Here is a 25,484-nt window from a genome sequence, read left to right as displayed (position 1 = left end):
GGCAGAGGCTGAGGCCTCAGCTCAACCGTAGCCGCCGACCCAGCCGCAGCGCTAACACGTGGTGCTGTGCGCGGACACTTGCTCAAAGCGCCCGGCGAATTTCCACGACGCCGAACGCCGCCAGCGTGAACCCGACGATCCGGTCGATGGCAACGCGCAGTTTGCTGCCGATCGCATGACGCGCGAGCGACACCACCGTCACGAGGAAACACCACCACGCGATCGAGCCGCAAAACACGCCGCCTACCGTGGTCAGCGCGATGCTCGATGAAAACGCGCCGCGCGGGGCGAGCGTCGTGAACAGTGCCGCGAACATGATGACCGTTTGCGGATTGGTCAGCGTGAGCAGCAATGAACTCGCATAGGCGCGCAGCGCACCGGCGCGGCCCACTTGCGCGAGCTTGCCGTTGCCGTTGCTGTCGCCGTTCGACGCGTCGGCGGGTGCTTTCTGCAGTAGCGTGCGCACGCCCAGATACAACAGGAACAATCCGGCGAGCAGATGCAAGGGCCGGTCGTACGCAAGCATGAACTGCGAGATGCTGACGAGGCCGAGTGCCGCGATCAGACCGTAAGCGGCGTCGCCGGTTGCGATCCCGAAACCGATGGCTAGCCCGGCACGCGGACCGCCGGTCAGCGTGCGGCGGATGCACAGCATGCCCATCGGGCCGACCGGCGCGGCAATCGCGAGGCCGACGCCTGCGGCGGTGAGGAAGAGACTGGTGGTGGACATGGCTATCTCTGGTTCTGGTCGATTGTTCTGGTTCGTGCCGCGATTCGCGTGCTGCGCAGAGGCTCGCGGCCGGCAAGGCCCTCAGCATAGCCAGACCGGAAAAGCCGGGCAAGTGCGGGAATGATCGCGGGTTAAAGCGGCTCAATCAGCCCAAGCAACGCAAGCAAGCCAAGCAACCTCCGCGGTGGATACCCTGAGATGGCCTCGGCCGCCGTCATCGTCGGGCATAATTTTCCCACTTCAGACCTTGGGAGCACGCCCGCTCATGTGGCAGATCGATCAGGTGACCTTGCGCTTGTTCATTGCCGTGTGCGAGGAAGGCACGATCGCGCGCGCGGCCGAACGCGAGTTCATCGCGCCGTCGGCGGTCAGCAAGCGGCTCGCGGATCTCGAGGCGCTGGTCGATGTCGCGTTGCTCTCGCGCAGCCAGCGCGGCGTGCGCGCGACCGCCGCCGGCGAGGCGCTGCTGCGGCATGCGCGGCTCATCATGCGCGGCCACGAACGCCTGCAAGCCGAACTCAGTGAATACGCGGCCGGCGCGCGCGGCCATGTGCGGGTGCTGGCAAACGTTTCGTCGATGGTGGAGTTTCTGCCTGAGGCGCTCTCGGCGTTTCTAAAGGCGAACCCGCGAATTCGCGTGGACGTCGAAGAGCGCGTGAGCGCGGAAATCGTTCGAGGGCTGGAAGAAGGCGTCGCCGATCTCGGCATTTGCCGCGATGTCGTGCCGATGGGCAGTCTCGACGCGCTGCCCTATCGCGCCGATCATCTCGCGCTGATCGTGCCGCGCGACCATCCGCTCGCGGGCGAGGGCGCGGTCAGCTTCGAGCAGACGCTGGCGTTCGACCACCTCGGACTCTCGTCGAACGCCTCGGTGAATGCACTGATGCAGCGCATCGCGGTAGAGAAGGGCCGTGAACTCAACTATCGCACCTACGTATCGACGTTCGACGCCGCCTATCGTTTCATTCAGGCCGGCCTCGCCGTCGCGATCCTGCCGCGCGAAGCGCTGCCGCGTCACGCCGCCGACGAATACGGCATCATGGCCGTGCCCTTGAGCGAAGCCTGGGCCGAACGGCGCTTCGTGATTTGCATGCGCGACCGTCAGGCGCTCACGCTCGCGGCGTCACATCTGCTCGATCATCTGCTGAACGCGGGCTGAGTGTCTGAGCTGAAACCCGGCCGCGATCTGCCTGCTCTCCTCCCTCTGAAAAGCCCTTAAGGGTTTCCCCTTTGCGACGGCTCACGCCCGTCCGGCCTGCCTGAGCCGCCATCGCGAGCGGCGATGGAGTACGTCGCCAACGCAGACTTTGCCGCGCGTCGATGCGCGGGCACGCTGTCACTCAGTTGCTTCATTCCCCTCATTCTCCACCGCATTCAAGACCGGGATTCAAGACCATGAGTGACACCCAGGAGCGCGTCGTCGTGACCGAAGTCGGTATGCGAGACGGTCTGCAAAGCATCGCCCGCACGATGCCCACCGCGTTCAAACGGCGCTGGATCGACGCCGCGTATGCCGCTGGCGTGCGCCATATGGAAGTCGCGTCCTTCGTGCCGGCGAAGCTGCTGCCGCAGATGGCCGACGCCGACGAAGTCATCGCCCACGCGCTCACCTACGACGATCTGGTCGTCACGGCGCTGGTGCCGAATCTGAAGGGAGCGCAACGAGCGCTCGAATGCGGCGTGCATCGGATCGTCGCGCCGATTTCGGTGAGCGCCGCGCATAGCCTCGCGAACGTGCGCAAGACGCCGGTGGAAATGATCGATGCGTTCGCGGCGATGCGCGAGTTGATCGACGGCGCGGCACACGCGGGCGGGCGGCGCGTCGAACTGATCGCCGGGTTGTCGACGGTGTTCGGCTGCACGCTGCAAGGCGCGGTGCCGTACGCGGATATCTCCGCGATCGCCGGCGCCGCGGTGCAAGCAGGCGCCGATGTGATCGCACTCGGCGACACCACCGGCGAAGCGACGCCGCGCCAGGTCGGCGAGATCATCGAACTGGTGCGCAACGTCGCGGGCGGCAGGCTGCGCTCGCTGCATTTCCACGACACGCTTGGCCTCGGTCTCGCCAACACACTGGTCGCGCTGCAACACGGCATCCGCGAATTCGACGCGTCGCTGGCCGGACTCGGCGGCTGTCCGCATGCGCCGGGCGCGACCGGCAACGTCAACACCGAAGACCTCGTGTTCATGCTCGACAGCATGGGCTACACGACCGGCATCGACCTCGACCTTCTGCTCGCGTCGCGCGCCGTGCTCGCCGACGCTTTGCCCGGCGAACCGCTGTACGGCTATCTGGCGCGCGCCGGCTTGCCGAAGCAGTTCAGCGCCGCCCGTCAAACTTTCGAATCCTCCGACTCGCAGGTACTGCAATGAATCCGCTTTCCTCTACTTCCACTTCTTTGCCGCAGCCAGGCGCGCTGCCGCTCGCGGGCATTCGTGTGATCGAGTTGTCGCATATGGTGATGGGCCCGACCTGCGGGATGATTCTCGGCGATCTCGGCGCTGAAGTGATCAAGGTCGAACCGCCGCGCGGCGACGGTACGCGCCGTTTGCTCGGCACCGGCGCGGGCTTTTTCCGTACCTTCAATCGCAACAAGAAGAGCGTGGCGCTCGACCTCGATAGCGAAGCGGGATTGGCCGCGTTGCACAAGCTGGTCGAAACCGCGGACGTGTTCGTCGAGAACTTCAAACCGGGCCGCATGGCGAGCCTCGGTCTCGACTACGCGACGTTGCGCGAGCGCAATCCGAAGCTCATCTACGTCTCGCACAAGGGCTTCCTGAACGGTCCGTACGAACATCGTCTCGCGCTCGACGAAGTCGTGCAGATGATGGCCGGCCTCGCCTACATGACCGGGCCGGTGGGCCGTCCGCTGCGCGCGGGCAGTTCGGTCAACGACATCATGGGCGGCATGTTCGGCGCGATCGGCGTGCTCGCCGCCCTGCACGAACGGCATGCGAGCGGACGCGGCAAGGAAGTGCAGAGCGCGCTGTTCGAGAACTGCGTGCTGCTGTCCGCGCAGCACATGCAGCAGTTCGCCGCGACCGGCGTGCCCGCGGCGCCGATGCCCGAGCGCATCAGCGCATGGGCCGTGTACGACGTGTTCACGCTCGCCAACAACGAGCAGATGTTCATCGCCGCGACCGGCGACGGACAGTGGCGCGCGCTGTGCGCGGTTCTCGGCCGCGCGGATCTGCTGGCCGACCCGCGCCTCACCAGCAACAACGATCGCGTGCTGGCGCGCGAATGGCTGTTGAAGACACTCGGCGAAACGCTGAGCCAGTTCGAAGGCGCGGCGCTCGCGCCCCAGTTCGAGCGCGACCACATTCCGTTCGCGTCGATCACGAAACCCGAAGAGCTGTTCGACGATCCGCATCTGAACCAGAGCGGTGGTCTTGCTCGGCTCACGCTCGATGACGGCAGCGAAACCGGCATGCCTTTACTGCCGATTTCACTGGATGGCGCGCGTCTACAGCCACGTCAACCGATCGCGAAGATCGGCGAGCACACCGCACAAGTGCTGCGCGATCTGGGCTACGACGAGGCGCAGATCGTGGCGCTGGGCGGTGGGTCGAAGCAGGCGCCGCAGGAAGCCGCGTGAGGCCGTTGCATGAGCGCGGCGTTCGATGCATGGAACGCAATCAAATCAATCTCATCCGGCGCAAGACCGGACAAAGGAGACAGACGATGAAGTCGTCGAATCATGCGGTGTATGCAACAGCGGTCGGCGATGCCGGCGCGCTCGGCGGTTTGCCCTCTGGCGCGGGTGCGTCGGCGGACGGCCGCGCGGACGAAATCGCGCTCGATGGCGCGCGTATTTCCGCGCGGCTCGACCGCCTGCCGGCCACGCGTTCGATCTGGAAGCTGGTGATGCTGCTGAGCCTCGGGCTCTTCTTCGAACTGTACGACCTGATGTTCTCCGGCTACATCGCGCCGGGACTCGTGCGCAGCGGCATTCTCACCGCGACCACGCACGGTCTGTTCGGCACCAGCGGCGTGGCGAGTTTCATCGCGGCGTTGTTCGCGGGCCTGTTCATCGGCACGGCGGCGTGCGGCTTTCTCGCCGACCGTTTTGGCCGGCGCGCGATCTTCACGTGGTCGCTGCTTTGGTACACGGCGGCCAATATCATCATGGCGTTCCAGGACACGGCGCTCGGGCTCAACCTGTGGCGCTTCATTGCGGGGATCGGCATTGGCGTGGAGATCGTCACGATCGGCACGTACATTTCCGAACTCGTGCCGAAGCATGTGCGCGGACGCGCGTCGGCGTGTTCACAGGCGGTGGGATTTTGCGCGGTGCCGATCGTCGCGTTTCTCTCGTATCTGCTGGTGCCGCATCGCTACTTCGGCCTGGATGGCTGGCGTCTGGTCGTGCTGACCGGCGTGGTCGGCGCGATCGTGGTGTGGTGGATCCGTCTGCGTTTGCCGGAGAGCCCGCGCTGGCTCGCGCAGAAAGGCCGCATCGACGAAGCGGACGCGATCATGACGCGGCTCGAAGCACGCGTGGCGCGCGAATACGGACGGCCGTTGCCGGAGCCGGCCTCGCCCGAACCGGTGCGCGCACGGGCGGCGTTTCGAGATCTGCTGGTGCCGCCGTATCGCAAGCGCACGCTGATGCTGATCATCTTTCACGTGTTCCAGACAATGGGCTATTACGGCTTCGCAAACTGGATTCCGACCTTGCTGATCAAGCAGGGTATTACGGTGACGACGAGTCTGATGTATGCGAGCATCATCGCGATTGCCGCACCGCTCGGGCCATTGCTGGGATTGCTGATCGCCGACCGCTTCGAGCGCAAGACGGTGATCATCTGCATGGCGGCGGTCAACGTGGTGTGCGGGCTGGCGTTCAGCCAGGCGCGCGAGACGGTGTTGCTGGTGAGCCTGGGCGTGTGTCTCGTGCTAGCGGGAAATATTATTTCGTATAGCTACCACGCGTATCAGGCCGAGTTGTTTCCGACTAGCATTCGGGCGCGGGCCGTGGGATTCGTTTATTCGTGGAGCCGGATTTCGGCGATGTTCTCCGCGTTCGTGATCGCGGGATGTTTGAGCCGCTTCGGCGTGGACGGCGTGTTCGTGTTTATCTCCGGCGCGATGGCGGTAGTGATGCTGGCCATTGGGACGCTTGGGCCGAAGACGCGGGACGTGGCGTTGGAGGATATTTCGAAGTAGTTTGTCGACGAGGATGCCCGCCTGTATGGGGCGGGCTTGCTCGCTTTAGTGCTTCTTCTGGGTCGCTGACACGCTCGGTGCTATGCGAATCGGCGGCGCGCCTGATGGCGAAGTGGCGGGTTGGGGTTTCTTCGCCTGTTTCGGTTTCTTGACTTCGCGGTTACTGCGCATTTGACCTTTTGCCATGATGGACTCCCAAATTGGCGGTTTTTGCTCCGCAGGGGAGCAATAAGGTAGTGTGCGCCTGTTTTGTGCTTTATGTTGGGGTTTCTGGTTTTTAAGGCGCTTGCCTGGCTGTGGTCCGGGCGAAGCTCACATCAGGCCCAGCAGTTTGGCCGGGGCACAAGTCATGCAAGAAATCTGACCGGTTCTTGCCAGCGCGTGAAAGCAATCGCCAGCGCCACGAGAACATCGTGACTCGATCTCGACGCCGAACATGCCTTGCCTGTTTCGAGCGTCCAAAAAAATAACGTCAGCCGGCCCACGAGCCGGCTGACGTTTTTCATGTCCGCCGCGTACCCGAATTCGGGTCCATCAAACGCGCAACTTACATGGCGACGTATCCCACCGGCGTCGTCGCGTTGGCCTTGGCGACCGACGCATTGTTCGACACCACATACACCGGCGATTCGGTCAGGTTGAGCGTCACCACACCGTTGCTGTAATTCGCATTGGTCGCGTTGCCCATCATGTCGACCACCTTCACGGTGCCGCTCGTGCCCGGCGCATCGACGTTGAGGCTGTACGAGACGCTATAGGTCGAGCTGAAGCCCGTGCTCGCGCTCCACACGTTGTTGTTGTGCGCCCACAAAGCGGTGACCACCGCGCCGTTGCCCACCTGCTGGAACGCGTAGGCGTACACGCCGGTCGGCGTGCCGTTCACCGGACCGAGCGTCGTGGTGCCGTCGAGCGTGTGCGTCATCGCGCTGATCGCCATGGCAACCGGCTTCGGGCTGATGTTGGACGCGCCGAACGCACCTTGCGGATCGCTCAGGTCGAAGAAGGTGCCGTAGCCGACTTCATCCGGATAGTCCGCGCCGTAGAACACGTAGGTCTGATCCGCGCCTTCGCCCAGCGTGATGATGTGCATGCGCGCCGCGACCGCCGCTTGTGCGTACAGCACGTTCGCGGTCGGATAGTTCGGGCCGTACGAGCTGCCAAGGTCGTAGCTGATGCCCGCTTCCGTCGAGAACAGATGCATGCCGGTGCGATAGTCGGTGGCCATCTCCGTGCGCAGGTTGCGCATCTGGCCGCGCAACGAACCATCCGCGGTGGACGGGTCGCTGTCGTAACGCTCAGGCGGGTGCGACGGCGAGGTGCCCGCGTCGTAGTAACCGTGCGTGGCGACCGCGTCGATGTATTGGCCGAAGCCGAGCGGCGCGAGGCGTTTCAGGTGCGTCGTGGTCAGGCTCGGGAAAGCATCGGCCGGGCCCATCACCATCGCGTGCGGATCGGTTGAATGAATGCCCTGGTAGACCGCTTTGTACAACGCGACGAAGTTGGCGTCGGTATCGGTCCACATCTGGTTCGGTTCCCACGTCACCTGATAGTAGTTCGCCGACTGGGTCGGGAAGTACGCGGCGCGAATCGCGTTCGATTCCGTGCCGACACGGCTCATATAGCTCTGGTAGTACGAAATATCGGTCGGCAGCGTGGTGTCGTCCTGGAAGGCGCCGGTGCTGCTCGCCCAGGCGGGAATGCCGTCGAGGCGGATCAGGCGCATCACGTTGCCGCTCTTGTAGAACGAATCGAGATTGCTGGCCGACGGGTTGAAGGTGTTCGGTCCGTTCGGTTCCATGGTGGAGAGCTGGCGGTCGTCGATCGTCGACGAAATGCCCAGCGCGGCAAGCAGCGGACCGTTGTCGTTCGCGCCCTGCATGCCGAAGCGATGCTGTTCCTGGCGCGCGTAGGTGACGGCCGGAACGACGCCGGACAGGTTCGGCGTCACGCCGAAGCTCGCGATGCCGACCGGACGCGTGCCGGCTTGCGGCAACTGGCCGCCGTTCTTGGCGAGCGTGCCCGTCGCCGCAAAATAACCGGCGAGCGTCGAGGTGCAATTGAACGTGATGGTCTTCGCGCCGCTCGGCACGGCGGTGCTGCCGCTCGCGGCGACGCGGCCGAGCGTGTCGGTGACGGCCCAGTTCAGCGTGTCCGCGCTCGGCGCGTTGGTGTTGAAGGCGAGCTGGAAGGTGCTGCCGGCCGCGAAGATGCGCGTGCCGTCGGCGCTGGGCGTATCGGCGGAGATCGTCGCGCTGCCCGAGCCGGCCGACGTGGAGGGCGAGGCGCAGCTCATGGCCGCGGTGCCGCCCGTGGCGTTCAGCGCAGTGGTGCCGGTGCTGGGGTTGTTAGCGGCAGGCGTGCTGGCCGAACTGTTCGAACTGCTGCTGTTGCCGTTGGACTGGCTTGCCGCGGTGCCGGTGGTGCTGCCGCCGCCACCGCCGCCGCATGCGGCGAGTGCAAGGGAGAGTGTCGAGAGTGCGAGTAGGTGCGATTTCATCAATCTGTAAGCAATGCGTTAGCTGATGCTTCGTCCGTGTCCTCGCGCAAAGCGCGTCGGGAGGTGGAGCGAACATCGGGGTTCATTTGCAAGCCAGCCGATGACCGAGGCTTCGACACTGGCGTCCTGTGTGCGCGGCTTTGCGGCTGCGCGAAGGTGATGCCTTCCCGGGATGTCGGCCCCGAACGCATTTCTCTGCAGAGAAACTCATGTCATACGAAACCGAACCGCTGACAGAAGCGGATTTGGCGGAATCGGACGACCGGGGAAGGTACGACGAAAACGGCCAGCGAGTTGAGGAACAGCGCGATTCAGATCGCAGTACATGAATTCACGGCGCGAGCCGATGAATTTTTTACTGTCCTGTAAGCTAGAAAAGCTCAATTTGGGAAGAATCGACCGCAACAATACGCATTAGTGTGTTTAAAAGAAGTAACGAGTCGTTACGTATGAACATTAATGCAGTACTAATTGCTTTGATCACACTAAAAGATCCGTCAGGCGAAACCAGTATTTTTTCGCCATAACGAATTGGGGTCGCAATAATTTGAAACGGATGCCTAACTATCTGGCTCGGCTAATCGACTGAGAAATGGGCGCTAGCGCTCATTGACCCGCCGAAATGCTCTTGGGGTTGGCGTAAAAGTGCTGGGCCTTGGGTGTAACGTTTCCTCGCGACATGGACTTCGCAGCGGAACGGTCGCTGTTTTACTGAGCCATTGACGCGCTCCGCGAAAGGGAACGCGCGATACACGATGATGGATGCCGACGTTATTTGGGGTCTGCAATAACGGGGGCGGCATCCCTCCGCTGCGCAAAAAAGGCGGTTATCCAGAGAGATAAATCGTGAGGATTCTTCAACTGGTTCATGCACCGCGCTTGTCCGGAGCAGAAGTACTCGTAAAAGGATTGGCCATTCATCATCAGCGCGGTGGCCATGATGTCTGCATGACGTCGCTGCTCCCGGAGCAGGACGATTTCGCCGCCATTCACGCGGAACTTCAGGCGGCAGGCGTCACGTGTCTGTTTCCCGAGGTTCGCTACGGCAGGGTGGGGAAAGCTGTTGCACCTGTATCGCGTGGTACGGCGGTTCCGGCCCGACTTCATCGTGGCTCACGCCACGCTTGCCGCGCTGTATGTGCGCCTCCTGCCGGTCCACACGCCAATTGCGTGGGTGATGCATTCCGGCGTCAACGACTTCGAGAACGGCGCGCTCAAGCGGGCCGAACGCCTCCTCTCGCGACGGGCGAGAGCGATCATCGGCGTGTCGCAGCAGAATATCGACGACTACCTTCGTGAGATTGGCCGGCATCCGTCCATGGTCGTGATTCCGAATGGCGTGGACGCGCAATTGTTCGCGCAAGCCAACGACGCTGTCGCGCCGGATATCGGCATGCACCCGAAGCAGATCGTCCAGCTCGGCCGCTATATCGAAGGCAAGAGCCAATTGGACACGATCCGCGCGTTCGAGCGCGTGCTGCAATCGGAGCCGGAAGCGCATCTGCTGTTCTGCGGCGTTGTCGAAGATCTCGACTATCACAGGGCGGTGCTGTCGCTCGTTCGTCAGCTCGGCCTGGAAAGCAAGGTGACGGTGAGTGGGCCGCGTTCCGACGTCGCCGCGATTCTGCGCGCCTCGCGTGTCTTCGCGATGCCGTCGCGTTTCGAAGCGCAGAGCATTGGTTTTCTCGAGGCGCTTGCGTCGGGTATTCCAGTTGTGGCGAGCCGGATTCCCTCGTTCGGTTTTGCGAGCGCTTTCGCCGGCGTCAACCTGGTCGATACGACCGACCCGGAAGCCTACGGCCGCGCGCTGCTGCACGCGCTCGACACGCCGCGCGCGAACCGGCAACTGGCCGGCTACACGCTGCACGACACCGCGGATCGTTACATGACGATCGCGCGCAAGTTCGTTCAGCTACAGGTTTCGGCCTGACGTCTTTCGGACCGGCCGGTCCGCGCTACTGCGCGAGCCGGTCGATTCGCACTGTCTCCGAGAAAAGCCCCGGCAGTTTGCCGAGTCCCTGAGCTTCGCCCAGTGTCAGGCCGTTTCCGGATGGATAGCGCGTGAGCGCGGGCGCGCCGCCGGTGAAATAGAAATCGCCGAGAGTCGCGTCCGTCCGTCGAAACAGCACGAGTGCGGCACCCTGTCTGTCGCGCACGAATTGCGGAAACACATCCGACCACGTCATGCCGTGCAATATCGCCGCCTGGGCCGGCGCGCTCGCCGCGCCGCTCAGGTCGAGGGTGGCGACGTCGACCATCGCTTCTTCGCTCGACTCGTCGAGATGCGGGCTCAGCAGAATCAGCGTGTTGCTGTCGCGGCCATGCACGGCGCCCATTGTCACCTTCACGAAGTCGGGGGCGAAACTTGCCGGCAAGACGTTGCGCTCGCCGACGCTCATGCGCGAGCCTTCGTTGGTGATGGGCGTGAGTGCGAGGCGGCCGTTCGCGCCGTCGACCGCGAGCAGCGAGGCGCGCGCGCCCGCCGTTTCGCGCACCAGCAGATTGACGTTCTGCGGCAGGTTTTTGGCCTGCGCCCAGAGCGCCGGAGCCGCTCCCGTTGAGACGCCCGATCCTTGCGAAGACGCGATCCACAGATCGAGCCCGCTGTCGGGCCGCTTCTGCGCGATCAGCACGCTGGCCCGTCCCGTTCCCGTGAAGTCCGCCGCCACATATTGCTGCGTCAGTTCCGGCTTGAACGCATTGCTGGTCTGCAGCCAGAGGCGCGGCGCCTCGAACCGGTCGCCGGCACTGCGGAGCAACCAGAATGCGGTCCCGCCCTGGCGCGCCGCGACGATCATCAGATCCGCCTTGCCGTCGCCGTCGAAATCGCCGAGCAGGAAGCGCACGCTGTCGAAGCACAGTTTGTCGCCGGCACAGCTCGGTGCGGTAGCCAGAGGATCGAATGGGACGGCGCCCGCATACCAGAGCGCGGGCGGCGACGCTTTCGCGAGCGACGCGGCATACACGTCGAATCCCGGCCCGTCGTGTTGCCGCTGAACGTACACGGCGGACTGCTCGCCCGAGCCGGCGATGTCGCCGACCATCGCCGTGGCGAGCCTCAGGTCGTTCGCCTGGGTACGTTGCGTGGTGGCCCAACGGTAGCGGGTGGTGAGCGCGGTGCAGCCGCGCATGGTCAGCTTGCCATCGTTTTCGCCGAGGCAATGCCGCATCGGTGTATAGACGAGGCCGAAGTCCCACGGCGTCCAGCGCTGCGCCAGGTCCCATTGATCGCAAGTCTCGGCGACCAGATAGCCGTCGCGTTCGGCGATGCATTGCGACGTCGCGACGCTCACGAGCGCGGCGTTGCGCGTATTGCCGGGATACACGGTCAGCGGGTCCCATCGCCATTGCTGCGTGGACGAATCCGTGCACGCGGCGAGTGTCGGCGCGCGGCCCGGACCCGCGGAGGTCAGGCAGCGGCTCGCCGCCGCATTGAAGAGCTGAATCGGATGAGACACGAAATCGGGCACGCGGCGATCGGAGCGATCGGCAAACGCATAGCGGCGCGAAATCCAGTTGCCGTCCCATTGAAACTCGCCGAATACATGCGACGACTCACTGCCGTCGATCGAAAAATAGCTGGCGACGATGTCGCGCTTACGCTGCGCTTCGGCGGCGGGAAGATTGCCGGGCCAGCCGCCGGTCGGATAGGTGACGTGATAGACGATCGGCACGCCTTTGCCGAGCGTCTGCGCGACGTGGCGGGTAATGCGCGCGGAATAGATGTGATCGGGATGCTCGATAAACGGAACGGTGTCCGGATTGAGCGTGTAGATCAGCGTCGCTTGCGCGAGTATCACTTTCAACGTGGCCGACAACGCGTCGCGATCGTATTTCACGCGCACGGAGCCGTCCGCGTTCATCGGATAAGTGGAGATCGTGGCGTGCTGCTCCCACAGCAGGCCGAGCGGCACGCGGCCGCCGCGCACGGCGCCGCCGGGCAGGCGCAATTCGAGCAGGCGCACCTGCGGCCGGGCCTTCAGCACCATTTGATGCACGAGCTTGCCGGCGATCGTCACGTTGGATTCGAGCCACTCGTCAGGCACGCCTGCCATGCGCGCATAGGCGAGCCGCGAGGCCCGCTCGCGCGTTTGAACATAAGCGAAGTCCCCGCCGTTGGCGCCGCCGATCAGATGCACCGTGGTGATACACCAGCCCGCGTCGAGACGCTCGCTGATGGCTGGGTCCACGAAGAGCAGATCGTCGTCGAGGTGCGCGACCACAGTGACCAGCGTGCCGGCGCCGCAATCGGCCGCGCGCGCCGTGCCTGGCAGAAAGGTGAGGAAGAAGACCGCGAGTAAAGCAGTGAAAGAATCGCGAACGAGCCTGATTGCCGGTAATCGCATAGTGATTCGAGCTCTGACGGTGAGCTCGCATCATACTGTAGCGACCGTGGCCGGCACGTTACCGAACTCACAGTCAGCGCCAGATTGCGATGCGGCGCGGGTTCAGGCCCGCGTGACGGCTTGCTCCCGTATCAGCGGAAATAGGCCTTGGTGTTTTCGTGGACGTCCGCGCGCGCGAGCAGTTCCGAAGGCGCAAGCCACACATATTCGCTGTGCTGCTCGGGCCGTCCGAGCGGCGCGGTGCCCGTGAGCGTCAGCGAATAGGCGAGCACGATGTAATGCGTCGACACGTCCGGCTCGCCCGCGAAGTTGTCGCTGTAGTGATGTTCGAATACGCCTTCGAAGCGTGCCGTCGAGCGCGCCAGTTGCGCGATGCCCAACTCGGCGTCGGCGATGCGCGTGAACGCGGCGTCGAGTGTTTCGTCTTTATGAATGCGGCCACCGGGAACGAACCATGTGCCACGGGCAGGGCGGTTGCGGCGTCGGCCGATCAGCACGCGCCCTTGAGCATCGCTGACGATCAGATCGAATGCGACCAGGGGCGTGAGGCGGACCACGTCCAGGAAATCGATCTCGGTCAGCAGCATGTCATCTCCCCCGCTTCTCGCGCCGGTTGAGCGCCAGGTCAGCTAGTAGTCACGATGGTGATCATCGTCTCGCGTGAGCCGGCTTGAAACGCTCGTCAGAAGAAGCGCGAGCACAATCGCGCCGATCGTCGCGAAGAGAAACGCACCGATCATCGCGGCCAGTATCAGCATCATCCATGCAAGGCCGCTCATGTTTCGGCTCCGGCGTGTTGATAGGCATGCTAACGTGCCTCCGCCTGCATACTATGTGCGCCAAGGGCCACAGAACCTGTCACATCACGCCGAACTATCGTCACATCGCGCCGTTAATGCGCCATGTAACCCTCGGGCGTGGTGACTGCGTTCCTGAAGACTTCGGCATTGCCGGAGACGACATAGACCGGCGCGGGCGAGAGTTTCAGGCTAGCCATTCCGTCGCGGTACGGCACGCTCGTCGCGTTGCCCATCATGTCGAACGCCGTCACTTCGCCGGTCGTGCCGGGCGCGTCGACCCGCAGCCGGAAGTCCACGCTGCGGCTCGCGTCGAAGCCGCTTTTGGCGTTCCACTTGTCGTTGTCATGCGTCCATAACGCGGTCACGATCTTGCCGCCGCCGAGCCGGCGGAACGCGTAGGCGTAGACGCCTTGGGGCAGATCCTTGAGCGGGCCGAGCGTGTCGGTGCCGTCGATGATTCGCGTCATCGCCGCCACCGCGAGCGCCGCGGGTTTCGGGCTGATGCGGGAAGGACCGTAGGCGCCCTTTGGATGATCGAGCTCGAAGAAAATGCCGTAGCCCGGCGCGGCGTCCGGCATATCCGCCAGATAGAACACGTAGGTCATGTCGGCGCCTTCGCCGAGCAGAATCAGATGCGTGCGCGCCGTCACGGCAGCCTGTGCATACAGCACGTTCGCGCCCGGATAGTTCTTGCCATACGACTGCCCGATGTCGTAGCTGATGCCGGTTTCAGTCACGAAGAGCGGCGCGCCGGGCTTCAGGTAAAGACGCATTTCGTGGCGCAGCGCCCGCATCGCGGCGGGCAACGCGCCTGACACCGTGCCCTGATTGCCGGTATCCGCGACGCGCTCGGGCGGATGCGAAGGCGTCGTGCCGATGTCGTAGTAACCGTGAATCGTCATGCCGTCCATATAGCGGCCGATGCCAAGCGGACCGAGCTTGCGCATCCACGTGACGTTGCCTTGCACCGACGAATAGGTCAGACCCATTACCACCGCATGCGGATCCGTCTGATGGATGCCCTCCCAGACCGCCTTGTACATGGCGATGAAATTCGCGTCCGTGTCGCGCCACGGCAGACCGCCGTCGGCGTCCGGTTCCCACGTCACCTGATAGTAGTTGTCGCGCTGTCTGGGAAAGTAAGTCATGCGAACGCGATTCGACTCGGCGCCCACCTTGGCCATGTAGTCCTTCATTTGTGCGAGCGAGGTCGGCGCATAGCTGTGGGTCTCCTTGTTCGTCGGACTTGCCCACTGCGGAATGCCGTCGAGCTGGATCAGCCGCAGCAGGTCGCCGCGCCGGAAGAAGGGCGTGAGCTGTTTGCTCGCGGGGTCGAACGTGCCGGTTTTTTTCGGCTCCTCCATATACCAGTTGCGATTGTCGTTGACCCACGTGAGGCCGAGAGCGGTATAGACCGGCCGATAGCCGTCGCCGTCGCAGCAGTGCTGTCCCGGCGCGAGATAAGCGGCCCCCTGTCCGCCGAACCGATGCAGATCTTCATACGGAAAACGCACGACGGGTAGCGCAGCGGACGGATCCGGCAGCACGCCGAACGTGACGATGCCCGCGGGACGCGTGCCGCGCGATTCGAACTGCCCGTGTCCGCGTTCCAGCGATGCGGACACCGCGAAGTAGCCCGCCACGCTCGACGCGCAGCTCAACGTGGACAGCGTCGCGCCAGCTGCAACGGGAAAGCGTCCGCTGGCGCGCACGGCATTCCACGTGTCGCGTATCTGCCAGTTGAGCGTGTCGGCTTGCGCTGGGCGCGTGGCGAAAACCAGCGCGAACGGTTTGTTCATGGCGAAGAGACGCGTGCCGTCGCTGGGCGTGTCGGCTTCGAGCAGATCGCCGCTCGCGGCCGTGGGGACCTGTGACGAAGGCGCTGAGCAACGCAGCCCTTGTCCGGGTGGCGCCTTCAGGTCCGTGGGTGTGGCGGATTGCATCGCTGCATTCGGCGCCGGGTCCTGCTTCGCAATAGGCGCGGCTGCATTGCTCGCCACCGTTGGCGCCATCGCGCAGCGCTTCTCCACGCCTGGCGCCGGATCGCCGAATACGCCGTTGTTGCACTCCGCGCTATTCGAGAACGTTTTGACGACGTGCTGTTGTGCAGTGCCATACAGCACGTCGCGCGTGCCGTTGAAACGGCAGGTGCCGTATTCCGCCGCACACGGCGTCCACTTTCTGCCGTCCGCGGGGAATTCGCCATTGCCCCCACCATTTGCCTGCGGCGCAGTATCGGCCGCAGCGCATCGACCGGCCGCGAGGCCGAGCAGGACGACGGCAGCCACCGAGGCGGCAATGCCGCTCCTCAGCCCTCGACTGCCGCCGGAAAAGCCGTCGACGCGCTTTCGCGGCGCGCGCTGTTCGCGTACATTCGACATGTGTTCCCCGTGTCGTTCGCTGTCCTTCCAAAGGCAACAGACGCGTCGCCGAACTACTAGTTCACCAGGTCAAAGCCGCCTCGACCCACCTCTCGAAGCAATGTGTTGCGGAAACCGCATAGTGTATTTCCGCAAACCGCTGGCGGAAATAGCCCGGTTGCCACTCGACACATTCCGCCACTGGCCCGTCTATTGCCGTGCCGCCTAAAGTGGTCTTATTCCCGTGTTTCACGTTTGAAACATTAATCGTCACGTTTATATCCGTGAGATCCAATAACAACCAACTAAATAATTTTGTCGCACTCTCAAGTGCTTATATTGGATGTTCGTTTTACTTATTGCCATCCCCGCGGATATATCGTCAGAAGAAACCCAAGTAGACAAGGGGCGCGGCGGGCGCTGGAATAGCGAAGCAGGTTGCGCTCATTCTGGCGTCCCGATGGGAAAAAGTCACTTCAAATCGGCATGGCGATGGATTGATCAAATTGTAACTGCGCCGTTTTCGAGTAGTCGTGGTGTGTGCGGTGGCGTACGAAATGGCGCTTTTATTTGCATTAACATTCGCAGAATGCCAATTCATTCCTATGTGGAATCGGCAATTAATTCGTTGAAAAGACGGCGGTAGTGGGGGTGTTCCGAAAATCCCTGGTTGGTCACCCTGTCCATACGCCAACATGTCTGCGCTTTCGGTCATGGCGGCTAAATGCTTGAGTGGCGGTGACTATGATGCGCTGCACAGAGGCCGGCCTCTCTGCGGCCGTCCAAGGTGAAAAGTAGATCCGTTTTCTGGTGAGAGGATGACTATGACCTGCGCGAGTCTCGAGTCCGCAATGCTGCGCTGGGTGCACGCTCCAAACAAGGGTATGCGTCGCATCGCGATACTGATGTTCAACGACTGCTCGCTGCAGGGAGCCGGGGTCGTTGCCGAGGTGTTCCAGGCAGCGAACGAAATGGCTTCGTCTGGCTCGGGCGGCTGGTTATACGACGTGTCCTTCCTGTCGGCCGATGGCGGCATGGTGACTTCGTCGTCCGCGCTGCGGGTCTGGACAGACGGCCTCGACGCGCGGCATTACGGTGGTTTCGACGCGTTGTATGTGGCGGGCGGCAAAGGCGCATTCGCCGCCGCCGGCGATGAACGCCTGATCGCGTGGCTGCGCCGTGTGCGCCGCAACACCGGCATGATCCGGCCGATCGCGGAGGGCCGCGCGCTGCTCGAAGCGGCGTATGTGCCCGACAGCAAGGAAGGTGGCGACTCACAGGCGCAGCCGGTGTCGGCGCGCCAGCCGGAACAGACGGCCGATGCGGGCGATCGCCTCGAATCGATGCGAAGCGCGCTCGCCATGATCAAGCGCGATCTCGGCGGCGCGACGGCGCGTACGGTTGCCGAGCGCCTGCTGGCGGACTCGTGCTCGAATCTCGCGCCGCTGCTCGGCGAAGACGGCGGCCTGAGTCCCGGCGACAAGGTGCGCGCGGCAGCTCGCTGGCTGCAAGAGAACTGCCAGCAGGCGATTTCGATCGCCGACGCGGCGCAGTTCGCCGCGATGAGCGAGCGCAACTTTCTGCGCCGCTTCAAGATGGAAATGGGCATTACGCCCTCGAGTTTTCTGTTGCACGAACGCCTTGCGGTGACTTGCAGCCTGCTGACCGAATCGGAATTGCCGGTCGACAAGATTGCCCGCCGCACGGGTATGGGTAACGGCGACCGCCTCGCGAAAGTGTTTCGCAAGCGGATGAGAATTTCGCCGACCGAATTTCGGATTCAAAGTCGCCGACTAGTCGGCGAATAGCGCGACGGGGCCAGCCGGATCGCCGTGGCAACACGGCATCCGGTCCGTACTTCCGTTGATCTTTGGAAATTATAAGGAATGCGAATATGTCGAATCAGGGAGCTGTAGGCGCCGCGTCGGTCGCCCCGACCGGTGCGGATGGCGCGACGGCAGGCGCGCGTTGCGCGCGCATCGTCCCGGTGATCCTGGCGGGCGGTTCGGGCACGCGTCTGTGGCCGGTGTCGCGGGAAAACTATCCGAAGCAACTGATCGACGTAGTCGGTTCCGACTCGCTGCTGCAAGCCACCGCGCGGCGCATGGAAGGCTTTCCGGCCGGCTGGAGCGTGGACGCATCGCCGATCATCGTATGCGGCGAAGAACATCGCTTCGTGATCGCAGAACAACTTCATGAAAATGGCGTCGACGCTCGTCTTATTGTCGAGCCGGCGCGACGCGATACGGCGCCTGCGCTGACGCTGGCGGCGTCGCTGGCGTGCGCGGACGGTAGCGACGCGATTCTGGTCGTCATGCCCGCGGATCATTCGATCGCCGACGTGCCCGCCTTGCAGGCGGCGCTGGAACTGGCGGCACGCTATGCGGAGCAGGGCTCGATCGCGACGCTGGGCGTGCCGCCCACGCGCCCCGACACGGGCTTTGGTTATATCCGCATCGGTGCCGAGCTGGCGGGCGGCGGCCATGCGATCGACGGTTTCGTCGAAAAGCCCGCGGAAGAACTCGCGGCGAAGTACGTCGCGGCGGGCATGTACTGGTGGAACAGCGGCATCTTCATCGTCCGCGCCAGCGTGTGGCTCGATACGTTGAAGCGTCTGCAACCGGAAATGCACGCGGCTTGCGAACGCGCATTCACCGGCGGCCGTGTCGACGGTGCGTATTTCCGGCCGTTGGTCGATGCGTTCCTCAGTACGCCGGCGAATTCGATCGACTACGCGGTGATGGAGCGCCTGACCGAGACGGCCGAGCCGCAAACGACGGATGGCGCGGCCGCGAGCGCGCCGGCGACACCCGCCGGCGTGGTGGTCGGACTGAATGCCGGCTGGTCGGACCTGGGTTCCTGGGACGCCGTCTGGGCCGCGATGGAGAAGGACGCCAACGGTAACGCAGGCCGCGGCCGGGTGACGTTCGAAGGCGCGGTATCGAGCTACGCGCATTCGGAAGGGCGGCTGGTCGCCTGCGTCGGCACCACCAATGTCGTGGTGGTCGAAACCGCCGACGCGGTGCTGGTGGTCGACCGCTCGCACGTGCAGGACGTGAAGGGTCTGGTGTCGCGCATCAAGGCGCAGCACGCGCCGGAGGCCGACGCGCATCGCAAGGTGCGCCGCCCGTGGGGTTTCTACGATTCGATCGACCATGGCGAGCGTTTCCAGGTCAAGCGGATCGTCGTGACGCCGGGCGCGCAACTGTCGTTGCAATTGCATCACCACCGCGCGGAACACTGGGTCGTCGTGCGCGGCACGGCGCTCGTCACTCGCGGTGAAGAGCAGTTTCTGTTGAGTGAAAACGAATCGACTTACATTCCGCTCGGCACCCGCCACCGGCTCGAAAACCCGGGCAAGGTGCCGCTCGAAATCATTGAAATCCAGTCAGGCACCTATCTCGGTGAAGACGACATTGTGAGGTTTAACGATAACTACGGCCGCTGCTCCTAAACAGCACGCCGGACTCAACTGCGGACAAGAACGGCAAGAACGAGGTGACCAAAATGCGCAAGTTTCAGGATTTGCTCGCGCGGGTTTTCGATGTTGCATTGGTGTTGGCGGGAGCGGCGGTGGCGTCGCAAATCCGCTTTGATTACCTCGCTCAATCCGGGTTCTATTGGGCGCTCGTGATGTTTTCCGCGGCCTTCGCGCTGGCCATCTTTCCGGCGTTCGGCGTCTACGAATCATGGCGCGGCCGCTCCAAGCTGGTGCTGGCCGGCCAGGTGTCGCTCGCGTGGCTGATGGTGCAGGGCAGCGCGCTCGTGTTGATGTATTCGCTGCATCGGATCGACTTCGTGTCGCGGCTGTGGTTCTCGTACTGGACGGCGGTGACCGGCGGCCTGCTGATCGCGTACCGGCTGATGACGCACGCCGTGCTGGCGAGTGCGCGCAGCGCCGGGATGAATCTGCACCAGGTCGCCATTGTCGGCAGCGGCTCGCAGTGCGACGCGATCATTCGCCGGATCAACGCCGCGCCGACCACCGGTTTTCGCGCCACGGCCGTGTACAACGCGCGTCCGGACGTGTCGTCGGTCGCGAGCCCGGGCGTGCCGGTGTTCGATACCGTCGATGCTTTGGCCGGCTACATGCGGACCAACGACGTGCACGAACTGTGGCTGATGCTGTCGCTTTCCGAAGAGCCGTTGATCTGTTCGCTGGTCGGCGAATTCCGCGACGATCTGGTGAACATCCGTTTCATGCCGGACGTGCGCAGCCTCGCGCTCTTCGAGGGCAGCGGCGTGATCGATCTGCTCGGCGTGCCGGCGATCAATCTCGTGGCTTCGCCGCTGTCCGCCAGTTCGATGCTGAAGAAGGAAATTTTCGACCGTCTGTTCGCGTTGACCGCGCTGATCGCTCTTGCACCGGTCATGCTCGCCATTGCGATCGCGGTGAAGCTGTCGTCGCGCGGTCCGGTTCTGTTCAAGCAGAAACGCAAAGGCGCAGACGGTCACGTATTCACGATTTACAAGTTTCGCTCGATGCGTTTGCATATCGAGCCAAAAAGGCACGTCAGGCAGGCCACGCGCAACGATCCGCGCGTGACCAAAGTGGGCGCTTTCCTGCGCCGCACGAGCCTCGACGAACTGCCGCAATTCTACAACGTGTTGCGTGGCGACATGTCGGTCGTAGGACCGCGTCCCCATGCACTCGAGCACGACGACCTCTATCAGAAAGTGGTCGCGGGCTATATCAATCGCTACCGCATAAAACCGGGGATTACGGGGTGGGCACAGATCAACGGTTTTCGTGGCGAAACCGACCGCATCGAAAAGATGGAACGTCGTGTCGAACATGACCTGTATTACCTGGGCCATTGGTCGTTCGCACTCGACATGCGGATTATCGGCGCGACGATAGTCGCCGGACTGGTGCATCGAAACGCTTATTAGTTGTTAAAAACGCTACGCGCTTTCTACTTTGAGGAAAAACGCCGTGGCACAAGGAGGAAACATCATGAGCTCGCTTGGTCTACGCACGGGAAGTCTCCTGGTTTTCGCTACTGCAACGTTGATTTCCGGATGCGGCATCGCTCCGGGTCAGCGGATGGTCACGCCTGCGGCAATTCAGGACACGGGTGGTGATTACAGTACTGAAGCGGCATCGCAACAGCAGATCCCGATTACCGATATCAACCTCGCGCTGCTGCGCAAGATGAACCAGGCTCAGACGAGCTCGGCGCTGCCGCCGGCAACGGTCGCGTTGTTCGGCAAGCCGACCGTTTACAAGGTCGGCCCCGGCGACGTGCTGCAGATCGTCGTATGGGATCACCCGGAACTGGCTGCCGCACTCGGTCAGCCGGCACAGAACACGAAGACGACGGATGCCGCACCTGGCTTCCTGATCGACGAAAACGGCGATGTGCAGTTTCCGTACGCAGGCAACGTGCATGTGGCGGGCAGGGACGTCGCCTCGATCCAGAAGGACCTGGCGAAGCGTCTGAGCAAGGTGTACCAGAAGCCGGAAGTGACGGTGCGGGTGGCCTCGTTCCGCGCGCAGCAGGTTTATGTCGACGGTGAAGTGCGCACGCCTGGCTCTCAGGCTGTCAACGACATTCCGATGTCGCTGACGACGGCGATCAGCTTGAGCGGCGGCCTTAGCCCGAATGCGGACCGTAGCCGCGTGGTGTTGATCCGCAACGGCGTCCCGTATCAGCTCAACCTCGACGATCTGATCAAGCGTGGCAAAAATCCGTCGGACATCTATCTGCAACCGGGCGACATGCTGCGGGTGGCGTCGCGCGAAGACAGCGGTGTCTACGTGATGGGCGAGGTCAACAAGCCAGCGACCATCCTGCCGATGCGCAACGGCTCGTTGACGCTTTCGCAGGCGATCTCCGACAGCGGCAGCTTCGACTCGAACACGGCCGCGGCCCGGCAACTGTTCGTGATCCGCAATTCGACGAGCGAAGCGCCTGAGGTGTACCACCTCGACGCGACCTCGCCGGTGTCGATGGTGCTCGCCAATCAGTTCGAACTGCAGCCGAAGGACGTGGTGTATGTCGGTCAAGGCGGGCTGGTCCGCTTCAACCGTGTGTTGAACCTGCTGCTGCCGGCAATCAATGCGGCTGTGACGGGCGCCGTCCTCGCGAAATAGTAACCGTACAACGTGATCTTGAACCGCCGGGCTTTGTTGGGTGAAGAAAATGGCAATCAACTTTGAAAACCGTTACACCGACGTGTCCGGTCCGGACGAGCTTCACTTGTCGGACTATCTGCGGACGATCGTGCGAGGTTGGCGCACGATCGTGATGGTGACGCTGATCGCGCTCGCGCTGGGGTGCGCGTACGCTTTCCTCGCGCCGCCGACGTACCGCGCGGATGTGCTGTTTCACGTCGAGGACAAGACGGCGAATGCCAATGCGAACGGCAAGGATTCCTTGCCGCCGCTCACCGGCATGTTCGACACCAAGCCTTCGACGGCGGCCGAGATCGAGTTGCTGAAGTCGCGACTCGTCACGGAAGAAACCGTCAAGAAACTGCACCTCGATATCACGGCTACGCCGCGCTATTTTCCGCTCATCGGCGGAATGATTGCGGGCTTGGTGAACGGGCAATGGGGCTTCAAGTTGCCGCAGTTCATCAACCTGTCCGGCTATGCATGGGGTGATGAGAGCATTTCGGTGTCGCGGTTCGACACCTCGAAGGAAATGTACGACGCGACTTTCACGCTGATTTCCGGCAATGACGGGTCGTACGTGCTGCGGGACAAGAACGGTATTGCGATTCTGTCGGGGAAAGTCGGCGAAACCGTGGAAACGGATACCGCCGACGGCCCGATCACGTTGCGCGTCGACAAGCTGGTCGGCGCCGCGGGCTCGCGTTTCGAATTGCAGCGCGCGTCGACGCTGAGCACCGTGGACCGTTTGCAAAAAGCTTTGTTGGTGCAGGAAACTACGCTGCAATCCGGCGTGATCCGCGCGAGCCTTGAAGGCGGCGACGCCGGCCTGACGGCCGCGATCGTCAACAGCATGGCGCGCGAGTTCGTGCGTCAGGATGTGGAGAGCCGGTCGACCGAGGCCGAGCACATGCTGGCCTTTCTCGATCAACAACTGCCGGGCTTGCGCAAGGAACTCGACGACGCCGAGCAACGCTACAACAAGTTCCGCAACACGCACGGCACGGTCGATCTGGGTGAAGAAAGCCGCCTGCTGCTGCAACAGATCGTCGATAACAAGACCAAGCTGATGGATCTGCAGCAGCAACGCGCGGAGATGTCGCAACGCTTCACGGCGAATCACCCGGCGGTGGCCTCGCTCGACGCGCAGATCGCCGCGTTGCAAGGCGCGGCAGCCAACATGAATCGCAGCGTGGCGGTGATGCCGGATACGGAGCAAACCGCATTGCGGCTGCTACGCGACGTGCACGTCGATACGGAGCTGTACACGAATCTGCTGAATAGCGCGCAGCAACTGCGCGTGGCGAAAGCGGGACAAGTCGGCAACGTGCGCGTGGTCGACTTCGCCGAAGCACCTGATGAACCGGTGCGTCCGAAGCGCGTGATCGCGATCCTGATCGCGCTCGGAGGCGGCCTCGTGCTCGGCATTCTGCTGACCTTCTTCAAGCGCGCGATGTACGGCGGCGTGGAACGTCCGGACGAACTCGAAGGCATGCTCGGCGTGCCGGTGTTCGCGGTGGTGCCGCGCAGCCAGACCCAGTTGAAGCTGCAGGAAAACGTCATGCTGCGCCGTCGCGGGCTGCATGTGCTGGCGCAGCAGGCGCCGGAAGACATCGCCGTGGAGGGCGTGCGCAATCTGCGCACCTCGTTGCAGCTCTCGCTCGATCACGCCGAGAACAACGTGGTGATGATCACCGGCTCGCGGCCCGATTCCGGCAAGTCGTTCCTGTCGGTGAATCTGGCGGCACTGGTGGCGTCGGCGAACAAGCGTGTGCTGATCATCGACGGCGATATGCGGCGCGGCGACGTGCACTCGCATTTCGGTGTCGCGCATCAGCCGGGTCTGTCCGACGTGCTGAGCGGCGGCGATCTGAGCTCGATGATCCAGCGCGACGTGTTGCCGGGTCTCGACGTGCTCGCCAAGGGCACGCTGCCCTCGCATCCGGCCGAACTGCTGATGAGCAAGCGTTTCGAAACGATGCTCGAAGAACTGAAGTCGCACTACGACCTCGTGATCGTCGACACGCCGCCGGTTCTGGCAGTGACCGACTCGACGGTGATCGGCAAGTACGCGGGCACGACGCTGCTGGTGGTGCGCCACGGCCGCCACCCGCTCAACGAGGTCATGGAGACGGCCAAGCGGCTGCGCAATGGCGGCGTGGGGCTCAGAGGCGTGCTGCTGACCGATGTGCCGCAGGAAGGCGCGTTCCTCGGCTCGGGCTATCAGGGCGGCTACTACGGCTACGACAGCATCGCCGGCTGAGACAGCGGCCGACTGCCGGCCGCGCAGCAAAGCTTGTGGCACTCGCATTGCAAAGGTTAACGAGGAGAAGGCTCCATGAAACGTAAGGTCGCGCTGATCACCGGCATCACTGGACAGGACGGGTCGTATCTGGCGGAGCTGCTGCTCGCCAAAGACTACGACGTACACGGCATCAAACGCAGGTCATCCCTGTTCAACACAGACCGGATCGATCACCTTTACCGCGATCCTCACGATCCGGACCAGCGCCTCTTTCTGCACCACGCGGATCTGACCGACTCGACCAGCATTCTGCGCGTGATCCAGCGCGTCGAGCCGGACGAGATCTACAACCTCGCCGCGCAGAGCCACGTCGCGGTGTCGTTCGAGGAGCCGGAATACACGGCCAATGCGGACGGACTCGGCGCCTTGCGGATTCTCGAAGCGATCCGGATTCTCGGCTTGCAGGAGAAGACGCGCTTCTACCAGGCTTCGACCTCGGAACTGTACGGCCTCGTGCAACAGGTGCCGCAGTCGGAGACTACGCCGTTCTATCCGCGCAGCCCGTATGCCGTCGCCAAGCTGTTCGCGTACTGGACCACGGTCAATTATCGCGAGGCTTATGGCCTCTATGCCTGCAACGGGATTCTGTTCAACCACGAATCGCCGGTGCGCGGCGAGACCTTCGTGACGCGCAAGATTACGCGCGCCGTTGCGCGTATCGCGGTGGGCATGCAGAAGACCTTGTATCTCGGCAATCTGTCGGCGCTGCGCGATTGGGGCCATGCGCGCGACTATGTGGAAATGCAATGGCGCATGCTCCAGCAGGAACAGCCGGAGGATTACGTGATCGCCACCGGCGTGCAGTACAGCGTACGTCAGTTCGTGCAGCACGCTGCCGCTGAACTGGGCGTCACCGTGCGTTTCGAAGGCACTGGCGTGGATGAAGTCGGCATCGTCGAGAAGGTGGAAGGGCGCGAGATCAGGATGTCGCCGGGCGACGTGATCGTGCGTGTCGATCCGCGCTACTTCCGGCCCGCCGAGGTCGAGACGCTGCTCGGTGATCCGTCGAAGGCGCATGCGAAGCTCGGCTGGCGGCCGACCACCTCGTTCGAGTCGCTCGTCAAGGAAATGGTGCGCTCGGATTATCAGATTGCACGACGTGACGCGCTCGTCACACTGGCCGGATTCACGGCGCTGGAACATCACGAGTAACTTGCG

19 protein-coding genes and 1 pseudogene are annotated in these 25,484 nt (G+C 63.3%); 12 read left to right on the top strand and 8 right to left on the bottom strand.

Translation table 11 applies throughout. The features are described 5' to 3' along the window. Window positions 1-82: 82 nt before the first annotated feature. Window positions 83-730 carry a LysE family transporter gene (locus B0G74_RS16565; RefSeq protein WP_132375941.1) on the bottom strand — a complete coding sequence of 216 codons (648 nt, stop codon included), beginning with the start codon at window positions 728-730 and terminating at the stop codon, window positions 83-85. 265 nt (window positions 731-995) lie between these two features. On the opposite strand from B0G74_RS16565, the gene B0G74_RS16560 reads away from it, so the two are divergent. From B0G74_RS16560 to B0G74_RS16545, 4 genes are all read left to right on the top strand, one after another. Further along, window positions 996-1,889 carry a LysR family transcriptional regulator gene (locus tag B0G74_RS16560; RefSeq protein ID WP_132375940.1) on the top strand — a complete coding sequence of 298 codons (894 nt, stop codon included), beginning with the start codon at window positions 996-998 and terminating at the stop codon, window positions 1,887-1,889. Window positions 1,890-2,125: 236 nt separating this feature from the next. Then, complete coding sequence (locus B0G74_RS16555; protein ID WP_132375939.1) at window positions 2,126-3,103, top strand: hydroxymethylglutaryl-CoA lyase; 978 nt, start codon at window positions 2,126-2,128, stop codon at window positions 3,101-3,103. Next, a complete protein-coding gene (locus tag B0G74_RS16550) occupies window positions 3,100-4,329 on the top strand; it encodes a CaiB/BaiF CoA-transferase family protein (protein ID WP_132375938.1) in 1,230 nt (409 codons plus the stop codon). Before B0G74_RS16555 ends, B0G74_RS16550 begins: the two co-directional genes overlap by 4 nt. Window positions 4,330-4,415: 86 nt before the next feature. Continuing rightward, the gene (locus tag B0G74_RS16545) at window positions 4,416-5,900 is read left to right on the top strand and encodes an MFS transporter (protein ID WP_132375937.1); all 1,485 of its coding nucleotides are present in this window, start codon (window positions 4,416-4,418) and stop codon (window positions 5,898-5,900) included. 347 nt (window positions 5,901-6,247) lie between these two features. Here B0G74_RS16545 and B0G74_RS45790 read toward each other — a convergent pair whose 3' ends face one another. After that, entirely contained in the window at window positions 6,248-6,406 is a 159-nt protein-coding gene (locus B0G74_RS45790; RefSeq protein ID WP_165923871.1) for a hypothetical protein, read from the bottom strand. A 41-nt stretch (window positions 6,407-6,447) separates the two neighbouring features. Further along, a complete protein-coding gene (locus B0G74_RS16540; RefSeq protein ID WP_243658211.1) occupies window positions 6,448-7,989 on the bottom strand; it encodes a hypothetical protein in 1,542 nt (513 codons plus the stop codon). On the opposite strand from B0G74_RS16540, the gene B0G74_RS46670 reads away from it, so the two are divergent. Beyond that, on the top strand, window positions 7,958-8,407 hold the full coding sequence (locus B0G74_RS46670) for a hypothetical protein (protein ID WP_243658210.1): 450 nt from the start codon (window positions 7,958-7,960) through the stop codon (window positions 8,405-8,407). The two genes, B0G74_RS16540 and B0G74_RS46670, sit on opposite strands and share 32 nt — an antisense overlap. Window positions 8,408-9,168: 761 nt before the next feature. Here the strand turns inward: B0G74_RS46670 and B0G74_RS46665 are convergent. Next, entirely contained in the window at window positions 9,169-9,390 is a 222-nt protein-coding gene (locus B0G74_RS46665; protein ID WP_243658276.1) for a hypothetical protein, read from the bottom strand. Between B0G74_RS46665 and B0G74_RS16535 the strand changes: the two are divergent. Beyond that, window positions 9,346-10,327, top strand: a pseudogene (locus B0G74_RS16535) (glycosyltransferase family 4 protein). The gene B0G74_RS46665 and the pseudogene B0G74_RS16535 sit on opposite strands and share 45 nt — an antisense overlap. A 25-nt stretch (window positions 10,328-10,352) precedes the next feature. Here B0G74_RS16535 and B0G74_RS16530 read toward each other — a convergent pair. The 4 genes from B0G74_RS16530 to B0G74_RS16520 form a co-directional block, all read right to left on the bottom strand. Then, window positions 10,353-12,743 (bottom strand): PIG-L family deacetylase, encoded by a 2,391-nt coding sequence (locus B0G74_RS16530; protein ID WP_132375935.1) that lies wholly within the window; start codon window positions 12,741-12,743, stop codon window positions 10,353-10,355. Between the two features lie 131 nt (window positions 12,744-12,874). Next, window positions 12,875-13,327 carry a GDP-mannose mannosyl hydrolase gene (locus B0G74_RS16525; RefSeq protein WP_132376976.1) on the bottom strand — a complete coding sequence of 151 codons (453 nt, stop codon included), beginning with the start codon at window positions 13,325-13,327 and terminating at the stop codon, window positions 12,875-12,877. 45 nt (window positions 13,328-13,372) lie between these two features. Beyond that, window positions 13,373-13,522, bottom strand: a complete 150-nt coding sequence (locus B0G74_RS45785; RefSeq protein WP_165923870.1) for a hypothetical protein — start codon at window positions 13,520-13,522, stop codon at window positions 13,373-13,375. A 113-nt stretch (window positions 13,523-13,635) separates the two neighbouring features. Then, complete coding sequence (locus B0G74_RS16520) at window positions 13,636-15,924, bottom strand: hypothetical protein (protein WP_132375934.1); 2,289 nt, start codon at window positions 15,922-15,924, stop codon at window positions 13,636-13,638. A gap of 803 nt (window positions 15,925-16,727) precedes the next feature. Between B0G74_RS16520 and B0G74_RS16515 the strand changes: the two genes are divergently transcribed. From B0G74_RS16515 to gmd, 6 genes are all read left to right on the top strand, one after another. After that, complete coding sequence (locus tag B0G74_RS16515; protein ID WP_132376975.1) at window positions 16,728-17,711, top strand: helix-turn-helix domain-containing protein; 984 nt, start codon at window positions 16,728-16,730, stop codon at window positions 17,709-17,711. An 86-nt stretch (window positions 17,712-17,797) separates the two neighbouring features. Further along, window positions 17,798-19,357 (top strand): mannose-1-phosphate guanylyltransferase/mannose-6-phosphate isomerase, encoded by a 1,560-nt coding sequence (locus B0G74_RS16510; protein WP_132375933.1) that lies wholly within the window; start codon window positions 17,798-17,800, stop codon window positions 19,355-19,357. A gap of 53 nt (window positions 19,358-19,410) precedes the next feature. After that, window positions 19,411-20,796: an undecaprenyl-phosphate glucose phosphotransferase gene (locus tag B0G74_RS16505; protein WP_132375932.1), complete on the top strand. Its 1,386-nt coding sequence runs from the start codon at window positions 19,411-19,413 to the stop codon at window positions 20,794-20,796. Window positions 20,797-20,860: 64 nt separating this feature from the next. Then, window positions 20,861-22,000: a polysaccharide biosynthesis/export family protein gene (locus B0G74_RS16500; protein ID WP_132375931.1), complete on the top strand. Its 1,140-nt coding sequence runs from the start codon at window positions 20,861-20,863 to the stop codon at window positions 21,998-22,000. A gap of 49 nt (window positions 22,001-22,049) precedes the next feature. Continuing rightward, a complete protein-coding gene (locus B0G74_RS16495) occupies window positions 22,050-24,284 on the top strand; it encodes a polysaccharide biosynthesis tyrosine autokinase (protein ID WP_132375930.1) in 2,235 nt (744 codons plus the stop codon). A 75-nt stretch (window positions 24,285-24,359) separates the two neighbouring features. Further along, window positions 24,360-25,478: a GDP-mannose 4,6-dehydratase gene (gene gmd, locus B0G74_RS16490; protein WP_132375929.1), complete on the top strand. Its 1,119-nt coding sequence runs from the start codon at window positions 24,360-24,362 to the stop codon at window positions 25,476-25,478. The last annotated feature ends 6 nt before the right edge of the window (window positions 25,479-25,484 follow it).

Source organism: Paraburkholderia sp. BL9I2N2 (assembly GCF_004339745.1).
Taxonomy (GTDB): Bacteria; Pseudomonadota; Gammaproteobacteria; order Burkholderiales; family Burkholderiaceae; genus Paraburkholderia.
Note: the sequence above shows the minus strand (reverse complement) of the source record. Positions and strands in the feature narration are given on the sequence as shown.